This window comes from Nocardioides sp. NPDC051685 (genome assembly GCF_044453405.1).
Classification (GTDB): Bacteria; Actinomycetota; Actinomycetes; order Propionibacteriales; family Nocardioidaceae; genus Nocardioides.
Map to the genome: position 1 here is coordinate 938,674 of NZ_JBITCR010000001.1, position 13,150 is coordinate 951,823.

Genomic DNA, 13,150 nt, shown 5'->3' on the forward strand with positions numbered 1-13,150 from the left:
TCAGGGAGTGGGCTCGTCCCCTACGGCCGATGACGTCGGGGCCGTGGGCGAAGGCTCGCTCGACGCGCTGCCGCTCTCGCTCGGCTGCGCCGTGGGCGAAGCGCTCGACCCGGTCGAGGACGACGGCTCGGCGCTGGGCTCCTCCGTCGTGGCCGACTCCGACGGCTCGGTGCTCTCCGAGGGCTCGGTGCTCGCGCTCGCCGACTCCTCCGGCGTTGCGGTGGCGCCCGTCGAGGGATCCTCGCTCCGCCCCTCGTCGCCCTTGTCCGAACCGCCCCCGGTCACACCGGAGATCGTCGTGCCGCCGTTCCCGCCACCCACGATCGAGCTGACGCTGCGTCCGGCCAGCAGCTCGAAGGTCGTGATCACGGCGATCACGACCACGAACATCGCCAGCGACAGCAGCGCGATCCGCTTCCAGGGCAGTGTCTTGAGGCGCTCGCGCCAGGGCGGCGTCGGCTCCGCTTCGCCGCTCTCCGCCGCCGCGGCGTCATCTGCTGCCTCGGCCGTCGACATCGAGCCGTTCCGTACGCCGGCGAGCCCGGCCGAACGCCACCGGGCCAGCGCCTGGACGCTGGTCACCTTCTGGTGGGTCTTGGCGAGCCACTGCGAGTAGAGGTTGGAGCCGATCGTGGCCGCGACGCTGCCGATCGCTGCCCCGACGAGGGTGCCGACGGCACCGAGCGTGGAGAGCAGCAGCGCGGAGGTGACGGCTGCGAGGGCACCGGCTGTGGTCGCCAGCCAGTCGATCGGTTTCGTTGCTGGGGTGTCGCTGGAGGGCGGATTGTCGCTCATCGACCTCCACGGTAACTCGCCAACCGATGCTACCGGGGGTAACTTGACGCAGATCACCCTTGACTCAGGTCACGCTCCAGAGCCGCAGCACCGGACATCAGGGTCGCGACGACGCTCGGCAGCGACTCCTTGTCGTAGCGGACGCTGGGCATGGAGATCGACATCCCGGCGACGACGTCGCCCCCGGCGCCACGGACGGGGACGCCGACCGCGATCACACCACGCTCGGAGCGGCCGTCGTTGAAGGCGAAGCCGTTGCGGCGTACGCGCTCGAGCTCGGTACGCAGCGCGTCCAGGTCCGGGCGATCGGCCAGGTGATCGGCGTACCTCTCCCGGGAGTAGATCGAGGCGAGCTCGTCGTCGGAGATCTGGGCCAGGAGCAGGAGACCGGCGGTGGTGCGGTGGGCCGGGAAGACCATGCCCTCGCGGGAGCCGACCTTGAGCGACTGGGGAGACTCGACCGAGGCGATGAACCGGCAGGTGTCACCGGCGCGTACGGCGACGTTGGCGGACTCGCCGAGCAGGTCGACCAGGCGCTGCAGGTGCGGCAGCGCCACCTGGCGGAGCCGTGAGGCGGTCGAGCGCGAGTGGGCGGCCAGCTCCAGCACCGGTCCGGCCCGGTAGACCTTGTCCTCGTCCTGGACCGCGAAGTCGCGGTAGACCAGCATCGCGAGCAGCCGGTGGGCGGTGGAGCGGGCAACGTCGAGCCGAGCCGCTGCCTCCGAGACGGTCAAACGGCCTTCGAGCTGAAGGATCGTCGCCAGCTTGAGTGCGTGGTCGACGCTGGTGATCGCGTACGGGGGCCGGGTCTTGAGCGGCTTGTCCATCCCACCTCTTCCTGATCACACCAAACCTGGCACCGATCGCTCGCCGCCGCAGGAGATTGACCGAGCTGGGGGCGACGCTGTGACAATGGCCACGCCTTCGAGGCGGTGCGTCCCGACCACACCCGGATCGACAAGTGAGGAACACCAGACGATGAAGCTCACCACCATCCGTACGGCCGCGGGAACCCACGCGGTCAGGCTCGACGGGGACCAGCACGTGGACCTGGGCTGCGGGGTCGGGCACGCCCGGGCGCCGCAGGAGTTCCTGTGGGGCGGCGAGTCCGTCGAGATCACCGTCGAGGGGATCGGCACCCTCACCAACACGATCGTGAAGGGCTGAACGCGATGAGCCTCCTGATCGGCACCACCCCGACGCGTACGTTCGACGACGCCCGCCGCTGGGTCACCGAGGGCACGGCCCTGCTGACCGGCGCCATCGAGGGTCTCGACGTGGCGGCCTTCGACGACGACTCCCAGCTGCCGGGCTGGACCCGCAAGCACCTGCTCGGCCACGTCGCCGCCAACGCCGACGCCCTCGGCAACCTGATCTCCTGGGCCGAGACCGGCGTGGAGAAGCGGATGTACGCCTCCACCGAGCAGCGCAACGCCGACATCAAGGCAGCCGCGACACGGCCGGCCGACGAGCTCCGCGCGTGGTATCACCGCAGCGCCGGCGAGCTCGAAGCGGCCATGGGCCGGCTGAGCGCCGAGCAGTGGGAGCACGAGATCATCACCGCGCAGCTCGTCACCCGCAAGGCCTCCGACGTCCCCTGGATGCGCGCCCGCGAGCTCTTCGTCCACGCCGTCGACCTCGGCGTCGGGATCACCTTCGCCGACCTCCCCGACGACTTCCTGCTCGCCCTCGCCGACGAGATCCGTACGAAGCGGGGGCTCTCCGACGACGACCTGCGCGGCGTCGAGGGCTCGCTGCCCGACGTCGCCGCCTGGCTCGCCGGACGGCCGCACGGCCTCGTCGCCGCGCCGGAGCTCGGGCCGTGGCTGTGACGATGCCTGGGATCAGCTCCAGCGGGCGAGCTTGTCCGGGTTGAGCACGATCCAGACGTCGGTGACCCGGCCGCCGGCAACCCGGAGGTTGGCGACGCCTCGGTGAGCGCCGTCCTCGACGAGCGTGAACCCGAGACCGTCGGCGGTGGCCTCGGTGCGGATCGTCCAGGTCGGCCGCTTCGTGAGCACGCCGAGCAGGAACCGGGCCACCTTCTCCGCTCCCTCGATCGGGTTGCGGGCCGCGCTGACCCGGCCGCCGCCGTCGGAACGGAGCGTGACCGACGGGTCCAGCAGGGTCACCAGCCGGCCGAGGTCTCCCCCGGCGGTGGCCGATACGAAGGCGCGGACGACGTCGTCGTGCTCGGGCGGCGGGGCGACGTCCGCACGATGCTCGGCGACCCGGCGGCGCGCCGAGGCGGCGAGCTGACGCACCGCGGCCGGGGAGCGACCGACCACCCCGGCGATCTCGCCGAATGGGACCGCGAAGATGTCATGGAGCACGAACGCGACCCGCTCCGCCGGCGTCATCGCGTCGAGCACGACCAGCAGCGCGGTGCTCACCGTGTCGTCCAGGGTCGCCCGGTCGGCCGGATCCTCGGGTCCGACGAGGAGACCCGGCCGGACCGGCTCGGGCAGCCAGGGGCCGACGTACCTCTCCCGGCGGGAGCGGGCCGACTTGAGCACGTCGAGGCAGACCCGGCTGGTGACGCGGCTCAGCCAGCCGGACGGGTTGTCGATGGCGGCCCGCTCGTCGTCGGAGAGGCGATACCAGCGCAGGTAGGTCTCCTGGACCGCGTCCTCGGCCTCCTCGACCGTGCCGAGCAGTCGGTAGGCGAGCGCGATCAGGCGACGACGCTCGACCATCACCTCGCCCAGGTCGTCCATGTCAGGCATCGTGGCACCTTTCTCTCGCGCTCGCTCAGTGTGACGAGGCAGACAGCGCGAATGTGAGGCCGTGACCTCACATTCGTTCTCGACGTCTCGTCAAGCAGTGCGAGTGCCCGCGCAGTGGCGGGCCAGAACCGAAGGACCCCGATGCTCGCCAACGTCAACGTGACCAAGCTGTTCCCCGCTGCGTACAAGGCCCAGATGGCCGTCGAGGAGGCGGTCGAGGAGGCCATCACCGTCGCCGGCCTCGACCGGCTCGCCGTCGACCTCGTCAAGCTCCGCGCCTCCCAGATCAACGGCTGCGCCTTCTGCCTGCGGATGCACACCCAGGACGCCCTCAAGAACGGCGAGACGACCGACCGCCTCGCCGTCGTGGCCGCCTGGTGGGAGTCGCAGTACTTCACGCCCGAGGAGCAGGCCGCCCTCACCATCGCCGAGCAGATCACCCGCATCGGCGAACTCCACAACGCGCCTGCCCCCAAGGTCGACGTCGAGAGCATCCTCGACGCCAAGCAGATCGCCGCGCTGACCCTGGTCGCGATCTCGATCAACACGTGGAACCGCATCGCGATCTCCAGCCACTACCCCGTCGCTCCGTGACCGAGACGGTGTGACGAGGTAGTCCGGGACGTTCTGGTCCATTACCCGCGGGTATAGGGACCGGAACGTCCCGAACTAATTTCGGGACTACCGGTTGCTGTCGCGGCCGAGCAGGTAGCCGACGGCCAGCGCAACGATCGCCAAGGCCACCGGATAGCTCCTCAGGACACCCCCGAGAACCACGTCGGCCATGAACCCGAGCAGTTCGAGGATCACCCAGATCGCCAGCACCGCGCCGACGACGATGAGGACCTTCCACTTGGTTTCCATCTACTGGCTCACATAGTCGGTGCCGGAGCCGCCGTAGAGCGCATCGCTTCCGGTGCCGCCATACAGGTGGTCCGATCCGGACCCGCCCCACAGATGATCGGCGTAGTCGCCGCCGTAGAGATGGTCGTTGCCGCTGTCGCCGTGCAACCAGTCGTTCTCGCCGCCTCCGTAGAGCTTGTCAGCGCCTCGGCCACCGTAGAAGTAGTTCTCGTCGATGTCTCCGATCAGGGTGTCGGCGTACGCCGTTCCCGTGATCGCCTCCACCCCGATGAACGAGTCCTTGCCTGCACCCGTGGCCTGTGCGGCTCGGGTGGCGAGCGAGACCTGTACGCCTCGGACATGACCGGCATAGGTCACTCGATCCTGAGCGCCCGAACCACCGTCGATGCGGTCGTTGCCGGTGCCCGGACGGATGACGTCCTTGCCGACGGACGCGTTCAAGACGTCGTTGCCAGGCCCGCCGTCGAGCAGGTCCGCACCCAGGCTCGCCGAGATGTTGTCAGCACCGCTGCCGCCGTACATCCGGTCGGAGCCGTCGGCCCCGACGATGGTGTCGTCGCCGCCCAGTGCGCAGACCAGGTCGTCACCGCTCATGGCGTAAATCGTGTCGTCACCGCTCGTGCCGAGGATGACATCACGTCCCGAGGTGGCCGATTGCCCCTTGCCCAGGTCGACGGTGACGGCAACGCCGTGGCAGGTCGGCGCCGCAGAGGCGTGCCCCTCGGAAAGAGCGAGGGCCGGAACGAGAAGCAGACCAGAGATGACGTAGGTGGCCAAGCGGGGGCGCATGGGGATCCTTTTGCGGAGACGTGAGTGACCGAGACGGCGCCCACCCGTCGGCGCATCGCTGAAGGTAGCAGCGGCGGTTGGGACGTACGAGAGAATCGTGGAACCGCGTGGGAACGCTTCTCCCACGAGATTCTTTACTCGGGCAAGGGACTGATGACGACACCGACACCACCGCCACCACCGTCGCAGCCGGACGGCTACGGTGCGATGCCTCCGGCGCCGGACCTCGGCACGCAGCCCGGATGGACGCCGAACGAAAGTTCGTTCGACGCCGGAGGACCACCGCCACCGGAGAAGCCGCACAACCCGTGGCCGATCGTGATCGGGCTCGGCGCGATCGCCGGGGTGCTGGTGATCGGCGTGATCATCACTGCGGCGATCGTCATCCTCCGCGGCGCCGAGGACCCCACCACCCGGCCCGGTCCGGTGACGGTGACCGCGACGCCGACCACCTCGCCGGACCCGTCGTCCGCGGCCCCTGCCCCCGGAGGACTGGCCGCGGAGCTCTTCGAGGGTGACTGGAGGTTCAAGCTCGGCGACGTGAGCATGAACGCGACGTACGTGGCCGCCCAGGACTATCCGGACTGCGGGCCGATCGCGTCGGCGGCGCTGGACCGCAAGGGCTGTCGTTACGCAGCGATGGGGATCCACGACGCCGAGGGCGGGAAGCTCCGGATGCTCCGGGTCATCTACGTCTTCGACAGCGAGGCGAAGGCGACGGCGGCCGCGGAGTCGGTGAAGGAGACCGACATCGACCTGCCCACCGGCAGCCTCGTCCAGGACGACGTGATCGGGAAGTGGGTCGCGAAGGACTCCTCCAAGGCGGTCGTCGTGGGTTTCGTGACCGCGCAGAAGGGCGTGCCGGAGACGACCGTCGACGATTTCCTCCACTACGGCACCGCCGACATCGCGGGCGCTCTGATCTTCATGGACCTGTAGACCCGCAGGTTCACCCGAGGTTTCTGAGTATTCGAAAGCGTTTGGTTCAGCGCACACGGCGGACTCATACCGTCGGTAGGCGTGTCCCCCAGACTCTTCGCCTCGGGCCCCAGCCGGGCGGCGTTGCTACGCGCTTCGGTGCCTGCAGTCGCGCTCTGCGGCGTCCTCGGCGCCGCCCTGAGCTTCCTCGTCCCGACGACCGCCGCCGCCGGCCCGACCGTCGAGGTCACCCAGGCGGCACCGGTGCAGCCCGGCTTCCAGCGCTTCGCCTGGCTCAACGCCTGGGCCGACCACCACACCGCACCCGGGGGCGCTGCCGCCGGCCGGCTCGACGGCGTGCCGCGGATGCGGATCGTGGTCGGGCACCTGCGGCGTACGGTGGTCGATTTCGGCGTGCTCGCCGAGGTGGAGGCGCCGCAGCGGGAGGCCTTCGAGTCGTTCGGCCGGGAGTATGCGCTCGTCTCTACGCCCGACGCCACCGACGACGGGGTCTTCTACCGCCGCTCGGTCTTCCGGCTGGTCAGCGCGGACACGGTGACCATGTACTACCGCCACGGAGCCCGCGTGACCTCGCCGGTGGTCGTGCTCGAGGAGCGTTCCTCGGGGCAGCGGGTCGGGGTCCTTCCCGTCCACTTCCCGGCGAGCATCCCGTCGGCTCCCCGGCAGAAGAAGTGGCGCGACGTGAACGCCCAGATCGTCAGGGACGTGGTCGCGCGCGCCGAGGTGCCGATGGTCGTCGCCGGCGACTTCAACCAGCGCAACGACATCCTGTGTGCCCTGACCTCACCCGGGACCGGCCTGGTGAGCCCGCTCGCGGAGCACGAGGAGTGCGCCACCGGGCGCCGGGCGCCGATCGACCAGGCCTTCCTCAGCCCGTCGCTGCGTCCCGACCGCTACCAGGTCTACTCCGGCCCGTCGGCCCGGCGGGCCACCGACCACGGCGCGTTCTACCAGCTCCGGGTGCGGCTCTCCGGCATCGCCTGATCCCTCAGAAGTACGTCCGGACCAGCTCGGTCACGGTGTAGTCGAGGTCGACGACCGGGATCAGCCGCCACTTGTCGAACGCCGTGCACGGGTGCGAGATCCCGAAGCTGACCAGGTCACCCGGCCGCAGTCCGGCATCGGTGCGCAGGAAGCCGTGCTGGTCGCCCATCTTCTCGACGGTGCCCTCGAACGGCTCCGCGCCGCCGAACCCGTTGCGCCGCACTGCGAGCGGGACGGGCATGCCGCTGTCGTAGGGCGCGTCCCGCCTGCCCATGCCCACGATGACCAGCCCCTCCTCGGGCGCCGAGACCACCTGGGCCCAGACCTCGATGGCCGGGTCGAGAGTGCCCTCGATGCGGTTGTAGGGCGTCTCCTCGGCATAGAGGCTGTGGTCGTGGGTGACGTACGCACCGCTGCGCAGCACCTTGCGAGGCGTCATCCCGTCCGGCCAGCCCGTGGACCAGCGCTCGGCGAGGACGTCGAAGAAGGCACTCCCACCTGCGGAGACGATGGCGTCGGCAGCGACCAGGCCCTTGGTGAACAGTGTCGAGGCGAGCTCCTTGAGCCGGTCGAAATAGTCGCCGACGGCCTCGACCGTCCCCAGTCCGCCCTCGTAGCCGGCCACGCCGGCCAGGAGTACGCCGGGAGTGGAGTCCACCAGTCGGGCGAGCTCGACCGCCTCCTCGACGGAGCGGCAGCCGGTGCGACCGCCGGGGAAGCCCAGGTCGATCAGCACCGCCAGCGGTCGGTCCGCGACACCCACCAGGGCCGAGGCCTCGGCCGCCGCCTCGACTCCCTCGATCGAGTCGACCCAGTGCAGGTGGAGGAACTCGGGATCGGCCGCACGCTCCGAGGCGACCCAGCTCAGCGCGCTGTGGTCGAGGATCTCGTTGGCGACCAGGACCCGGCGTACGCCGGCATGGCGGGCGACCAGCGCCTGGCTCGGCGTGGCGACCGTGATCGCCCACGCCCCCGCGTCCAGCTGCCGCTGGTAGAGCGAGGGCGCCATCGTGGTCTTGCCGTGCGGCGCCAGCAGCAGGCCGTGCTCCTCGGCGAACTCCGCGAGGGTCGCGATGTTGTGCTCCAACGCGCCCTTCTTGAGCACCATCACCGGCCAGGTGAACGAGCCGTCGAAGAGGTTGCGGCCGGAGGCAGCGTACGTGGTGAGATCGGCGGCTTCGCCCGGCTCCCAGAAGCCCTTGTCAGCCCAGGTCACGTGATCGTCCATCGGGACCGAACCTACCGACGGCCCACCTGCCCGGCATCGGGTTTCGAGAAAACTTGGAAATCGCCGCGGCGTTCTCGGCGTCGCATATCGTGACGCCATGGCAAGCCGCCGGACAGCCCAGAGGGAGATGACCCGCCGCCTCCTCCTGGACGCGGCGATGGAGCGGTTCGTCGCCAGCGGCTACGCAGCCACGACGATCGACGAGATCGCCTCCGCGGCGGGCACGACACGGGTGACCTTCTACGCCTACTTCCCCTCGAAGTCGGAGATCGTCAAGGCGCTGATCGCCGAGCGGCTCGACGGGGAGCTCGCGCGGGCCCCCGAGGGTTGTACGACGGCCCTGGCACTCATCGACGCCGTGGCGCACGGCACCCGCGAGCACCTCGGCGCGTGGATCCGTGACGTCGCGGCTCACTGGCCGACGGTGCAGCCGATCATCAAGATCTGCCGCGCCGCCCAGGCGATCGACCCCGACCTGTGCGCGGGCATCGACACCTGGATCGAGCAGGCGATCGACGACATCAGCGCCGGGCTCGCCAAGGCCGGCCGGTTCGAGGCCGAGAGCCGGCACTTCCGTGGCGCGCTGGCGATGGGACAGTTCGACTACGTGTTCCAGCGCTGGACCGACGGGATGTGGGGTGTCGACCAGGAGCGCATGTGCGAGCTGCTCACCCACAGCTGGTTCCAGCTGCTCGGCGAGTGACCGGCCGAGCTTGGCGGTCAGTGGCGGGTTGTCACTGCACTGGCTGCGAGTTCATCGAGATCCCACAGCCCGAGCCCATCGACTCGCGCCGTCTCAAGGCTGAGCAGATCGGTTGTCCCCGTCTCCAGCAGTCTGCGCGTCGTGATGAACGTTGCACCTTGGTGGCGGCTGGCTTCCACGACGACGGAGGTCGACTCGGCCGGCGGCTGCGAGTTGCGCTGTGTGGCTCGCCGACGTTCGTAATCGAGCTCGTCGACGGCGACGTCTCGCATGATCCGCTCGGCGCTGACGAGGCTGCGCGTCTGCATCAGCGCCGATGCGAGGGGAAAGCTCGCCGGATCAGGAGAGTCCAAGACCCATACGGCCGCGCTGTCGTCGAGCAACGGCACGGGCTCCAGACCTCGCCGCATGTCGACGGCGCCTCGGTGCCCGAGCGCGGCCGCTGCCGCAAGGGTCGTCGCCTCCGTCGGATGCCACACAAGGACATCGTGAAGTGCCGCCACATCGTCGGGCGTCACAACGCCAATTCTCTCAGCTCGAAGGTGCCTCAGAATCTTGGTCACGTCGTTTGCGGTGAGTTCTCCGTCGACTCCCGGACCGAGGATCGCGAGCCGAACGGAGAGCCCCGTCCGGATACTCGCTGCGAGGGTCAACGAGTCCGCCAACGGGCTGAGAAGCCCGCGCTCACCACCATGTGCAACAACGTCTCCGCCGACGTCGACAACGGTGAGGGACTCGGCACCGACCGAGTTGGCCAGGGCTCGGAGCTGATCGGCTAGGCCCACCGCACCCCCGGTGAAATCGTGCACGAAGATTCGGGCGTCGACATCCCCGGCCAACCTGGGCAGCACTGATCGGCCGGCAGGAAGGGTGTCGCTGGTGGGCACGACCTCGGCTCGAACTCCACCGACGGATCGAAGACCAACGAAGTCGCTGCGAGATCGTGGACCTGGCACAGGATCAATGCGGAGACGCTCCCACGCACAGGTCGAAATCAGGGCTGGTTCACCCCCGATCGACTCCAGCAGGCGCCGAGCCAACAACGTACCGACGGCGTCGCCTCCCCCACCAGCCGCCACATAGAGAGTCCGCACGCTCTCGATTCTCACCTTTGGTCGGGAGACGCGCTACCGTTCACAAGTGGTATTCACCAGTTGGACGAAGTGGCGATGAGCAGCAAGGCACAAGGATCACCGAAGTTCCGTCAGATCGCGGAGCAGATTCGCGCCCGGATCCTCAGCGGTGAGCTGCGCCCCGGGGACGAGATCCCGAGCGAACGCGCGGTGGCTGCGGATTACAGCGTCTCGCGCCCGACGGCAACCAAGGCTCTGATGCTTCTTCGGGAACTCGGCCTGGTGCACTCGGTGCAGGGCTCGGGGACCTTCGTGTCCGACCTGGCGGTCAACCGTCGAGCGAGTGAGCGCTACAGGAAGGCTCGTACGTCTGGACGGATCTACGCCGACGACACCCGCGCCGAGATCGTGGCGGCCGAGCTCGTCCCCGAGGCCCCGAAGCACGTCGTACGGGCACTGCAGCTCGAGGCCGGAAGTGCGGCCATCCGCCGGCGCCGCATCACCTGGGAAGGTGATCGCCGAGCCGAGACCTCGACATCCTGGTTCAGCGCCGGACTGACGGCATCCGCTCCTCAGCTACTCGTCAAGGAGCGGATTCTCTCCGGGACACTGGCATACGTCGAGACTCAGACCGGCCGCCACGGGACCTACGCCCGCGACCGAACATGCGCGCGTGCGGCCGGCGCGGACGCAGAGGACCTCGGACTGACCGACAACAGCGCACCGGTCCTCGTGGTCGAGCACACCGTCTATGACCAGCACGATCACGCAATCGAGTTCGTGGAGGCGGTCTATCCGCCGGATCGCTGGACCTACGAGCAGCGGTACGACCTCAGCTAGTTCCCACATTGAGCTTGCGGAACACTCTTGCGATTCCAAGTGGTATATGCCAATCTGTGACAAGTGGCATATACCACTTGGTTCAGGGCTCCGGTTCAACGAACGAAGGATCGGCTGACCCAGTTCAGCGTTACTCGCAGTCTCGACACGCCAGGAGACCCACATGTCACCAACCGCGCGCCAAGCAGGGCGCCCGCGTCTCGTTCCGCGCGTAGCGGGCGGGCGACGATCTGACATGGAGCCACGCGAGGAGATCCTCGACGTCTGCGCGGGCCTGTTCGTGGACTGCGGCTTCGCAGCGACCTCGACCCGGGACATCGCCGAGGCCGTCGGGATTCGCCAAGCCTCGATCTACTACCACTACCCCGCCGGTAAGGACGCGATTCTTGCCGAGCTGCTCCAACGATCCATCCGGCCCACCCTCGACAGGATCGAGAAGATCAAGATCCTCGGAGCCGAGACCGAAGCCGCACCCGAGGCCCTGCTGTATCTGCTGGTCATGCTCGACGTACGCACCCTCGCCGATGCGCCACGCAACGCCGGAGCGCTGGCCAGGCTGCCCGAGGTGCAACGCAAGGAGGTCTTCGAGCCGTTCGGTTCCGCACGCGAGGAGCTCGGGGCTGCGTACGCACGACTGGGGGCGCAGGTCGCAGCGGCTCATCCGGAGGCACGGATGACACCGGACAGCAACCTGCTGGGCACATTGCTACTGGGCTTGGTCGAAGTCGTCATCGCAATGCGCTCCGAAGGACACTCCATCACCCCGAGCATCGAGGCCATCGTCGCCGCATCGTGTCTGCGGATCTGCCTGGCCGACCAGACCAGCATCGATGCCGCCGCCGCACGAGCGGCCGACCTGATCGGGGCTATCGAATAGCCGCAGGCCACGAACCGGTCGCTGGCCCATCACGAGGTGGCGGGTCGGCGACCGCACGTGTCACAGGAACGTCTGGCCCTCGCCGCGGTAGGTCGGCGCGACGGTGATGATCGAGTCGCCCTCGATCAGCTGGAGCACGTCGAGCCGCTCGCAGACCTCGCCGGCCTTCGCATGGCGGAACCAGACCTTGTCACCGATCGCGAGCTCGTCGGCGGCATGGCCACGCAGCGGCGTCTGGACCTCCCCGGCACCTTCGGTGCTGACGTACGACAGGCCGAAGGGGTAGGTGGGGCTCGGGACGCGGTCGAGTCCTGGTGGACCCGAGGCGATCCAGCCGCCGCCGGCGACCGTGACGATGCCGGGGGCGGGACGGCGGACGACGCTCAGCCCGAAGTACGCCGCCGGGTGGGGTGTGAAGCCGTCGTAGCGGTCGAAGAGGGTCGGACCGAAGAGGCCGGAGCCGGCGGCGATCTCGGTCACGGAGAGGTCGGCGTGGGTGGACTCGATCGAGCCGGTGCCGCCGCCGTTGACGAACTCGAGGTCGGTCAGGGAGCGTACGGCCGCGACGATCCTCCCGCGGCGCTCGGTGATCTCGGCGATCGAGGCCTTCTTCATCCGCCGGATCACGGGCGCGGGCGGGTTGCCGCTCAGCGGGCGGTCGACGGTACCGGCGACCTGGCCCTCGTAGGCCATCAGCCCGACGAGCTGGAAGTCAGGGTCCTCGGCGATGATCCGGGCCAGCGCGACGGCATCCTCGGGGGTGCGGACCGGGGAGCGGCGGGCGCCGAGCCAGATGCGGCGCGCGATGACCAGCGCCGCGTCCAGGTCGATGGCCACGCGTACGGGGGCGGCCGGGGTGCCGATCGCGGCCTTGACCAGCGACAACCCCTCCGCGCTGTCGATCATCAGGGTGATCCGGGCGAGCTTCTCCTCGTCCTTCGCGAGGGCGGCGAGCGTTGCCCGGTCGACGGTCGGATAGCCGACCACGACGTCGTAGTGCGTCTCGGCCAACCACAGCGCCTCGCCCAGGGTGAAGGCGAGGATCCCCTCGTACCCCTCGCGGGCGAGCACACGGTCGATCAGCGCCCGGCAGCGTACGGACTTGCTGGCCACTCGGATCGGGGTGCCCGCGGCCCGGCGCACGAGGTCGTCGGCGTTGGCGTCGAACGCCTCCAGGTCGACGGCTCCGACGGGGCCGTCGAGAGCGGCGGTCGCACGGTCGAGCCGCTCGTGCTGCTGGGCGGAGAGATGGTGGGAAGTCGTGACCACGACCCAAGTGTTTATGCCCCGCGTGGCAGTCGCGTCAACGGCAGATGACCAACTGTGCCGCCG

At 69.2% G+C, this 13,150-nt stretch carries 16 protein-coding genes; 8 read left to right on the plus strand and 8 right to left on the minus strand.

Annotation, left to right across the window (positions count from 1 at the left end; all coding sequences use genetic code 11):
- Entirely contained in the window at window positions 1-795 is a 795-nt protein-coding gene (locus ACIA03_RS04545) for a hypothetical protein (protein ID WP_396979666.1), read from the minus strand.
- 53 nt (window positions 796-848) lie between these two features.
- Window positions 849-1,622, minus strand: coding sequence for an IclR family transcriptional regulator (locus ACIA03_RS04550; RefSeq protein WP_396979668.1), 774 nt, complete (start codon window positions 1,620-1,622; stop codon window positions 849-851).
- A 151-nt stretch (window positions 1,623-1,773) separates the two neighbouring features.
- On the opposite strand from ACIA03_RS04550, the gene ACIA03_RS04555 reads away from it, so the two are divergent.
- Window positions 1,774-1,962, plus strand: a complete 189-nt coding sequence (locus tag ACIA03_RS04555) for a hypothetical protein (RefSeq protein WP_396979670.1) — start codon at window positions 1,774-1,776, stop codon at window positions 1,960-1,962.
- Window positions 1,963-1,967: 5 nt separating this feature from the next.
- Window positions 1,968-2,627, plus strand: a complete 660-nt coding sequence (locus ACIA03_RS04560; protein ID WP_396979672.1) for a maleylpyruvate isomerase family mycothiol-dependent enzyme — start codon at window positions 1,968-1,970, stop codon at window positions 2,625-2,627.
- Window positions 2,628-2,639: 12 nt separating this feature from the next.
- On the opposite strand, the gene sigJ is transcribed toward ACIA03_RS04560, so the two are convergent.
- The gene (gene sigJ, locus ACIA03_RS04565; protein ID WP_396979674.1) at window positions 2,640-3,521 is read right to left on the minus strand and encodes an RNA polymerase sigma factor SigJ; all 882 of its coding nucleotides are present in this window, start codon (window positions 3,519-3,521) and stop codon (window positions 2,640-2,642) included.
- Between the two features lie 141 nt (window positions 3,522-3,662).
- Between sigJ and ACIA03_RS04570 the strand changes: the two genes are divergently transcribed.
- Window positions 3,663-4,115, plus strand: a complete 453-nt coding sequence (locus tag ACIA03_RS04570; protein ID WP_396979676.1) for a carboxymuconolactone decarboxylase family protein — start codon at window positions 3,663-3,665, stop codon at window positions 4,113-4,115.
- An 87-nt stretch (window positions 4,116-4,202) separates the two neighbouring features.
- Here the strand turns inward: ACIA03_RS04570 and ACIA03_RS04575 are convergent, their stop codons facing one another.
- Window positions 4,203-4,385 (minus strand): hypothetical protein, encoded by a 183-nt coding sequence (locus ACIA03_RS04575; protein ID WP_396979678.1) that lies wholly within the window; start codon window positions 4,383-4,385, stop codon window positions 4,203-4,205.
- Entirely contained in the window at window positions 4,386-5,174 is a 789-nt protein-coding gene (locus ACIA03_RS04580) for a calcium-binding protein (protein ID WP_396979680.1), read from the minus strand.
- A gap of 153 nt (window positions 5,175-5,327) precedes the next feature.
- On the opposite strand from ACIA03_RS04580, the gene ACIA03_RS04585 reads away from it, so the two are divergent.
- On the plus strand, window positions 5,328-6,113 hold the full coding sequence (locus tag ACIA03_RS04585) for a hypothetical protein (RefSeq protein ID WP_396979682.1): 786 nt from the start codon (window positions 5,328-5,330) through the stop codon (window positions 6,111-6,113).
- An 81-nt stretch (window positions 6,114-6,194) separates the two neighbouring features.
- Window positions 6,195-7,097 carry an endonuclease/exonuclease/phosphatase family protein gene (locus tag ACIA03_RS04590; protein WP_396979684.1) on the plus strand — a complete coding sequence of 301 codons (903 nt, stop codon included), beginning with the start codon at window positions 6,195-6,197 and terminating at the stop codon, window positions 7,095-7,097.
- A gap of 4 nt (window positions 7,098-7,101) precedes the next feature.
- On the opposite strand, the gene ACIA03_RS04595 is transcribed toward ACIA03_RS04590, so the two are convergent.
- Window positions 7,102-8,325 (minus strand): alanine racemase, encoded by a 1,224-nt coding sequence (locus tag ACIA03_RS04595; RefSeq protein WP_396979686.1) that lies wholly within the window; start codon window positions 8,323-8,325, stop codon window positions 7,102-7,104.
- Between the two features lie 97 nt (window positions 8,326-8,422).
- Here ACIA03_RS04595 and ACIA03_RS04600 point away from each other — a divergent pair, with 97 nt between their 5' ends.
- On the plus strand, window positions 8,423-9,028 hold the full coding sequence (locus ACIA03_RS04600) for a TetR/AcrR family transcriptional regulator (RefSeq protein WP_396979688.1): 606 nt from the start codon (window positions 8,423-8,425) through the stop codon (window positions 9,026-9,028).
- A gap of 17 nt (window positions 9,029-9,045) precedes the next feature.
- Here the strand turns inward: ACIA03_RS04600 and ACIA03_RS04605 are convergent, their stop codons facing one another.
- Window positions 9,046-10,137, minus strand: coding sequence for a DUF1152 domain-containing protein (locus tag ACIA03_RS04605; RefSeq protein ID WP_396979690.1), 1,092 nt, complete (start codon window positions 10,135-10,137; stop codon window positions 9,046-9,048).
- Window positions 10,138-10,197: 60 nt separating this feature from the next.
- Between ACIA03_RS04605 and ACIA03_RS04610 the strand changes: the two genes are divergently transcribed.
- Window positions 10,198-10,941 carry a GntR family transcriptional regulator gene (locus ACIA03_RS04610; protein ID WP_396979692.1) on the plus strand — a complete coding sequence of 248 codons (744 nt, stop codon included), beginning with the start codon at window positions 10,198-10,200 and terminating at the stop codon, window positions 10,939-10,941.
- A 235-nt stretch (window positions 10,942-11,176) separates the two neighbouring features.
- A complete protein-coding gene (locus ACIA03_RS04615) occupies window positions 11,177-11,818 on the plus strand; it encodes a TetR/AcrR family transcriptional regulator (protein WP_396979694.1) in 642 nt (213 codons plus the stop codon).
- 60 nt (window positions 11,819-11,878) lie between these two features.
- Here the strand turns inward: ACIA03_RS04615 and ACIA03_RS04620 are convergent, their stop codons facing one another.
- Complete coding sequence (locus tag ACIA03_RS04620; protein WP_396979696.1) at window positions 11,879-13,087, minus strand: amino acid deaminase/aldolase; 1,209 nt, start codon at window positions 13,085-13,087, stop codon at window positions 11,879-11,881.
- Window positions 13,088-13,150: the final 63 nt, after the last annotated feature.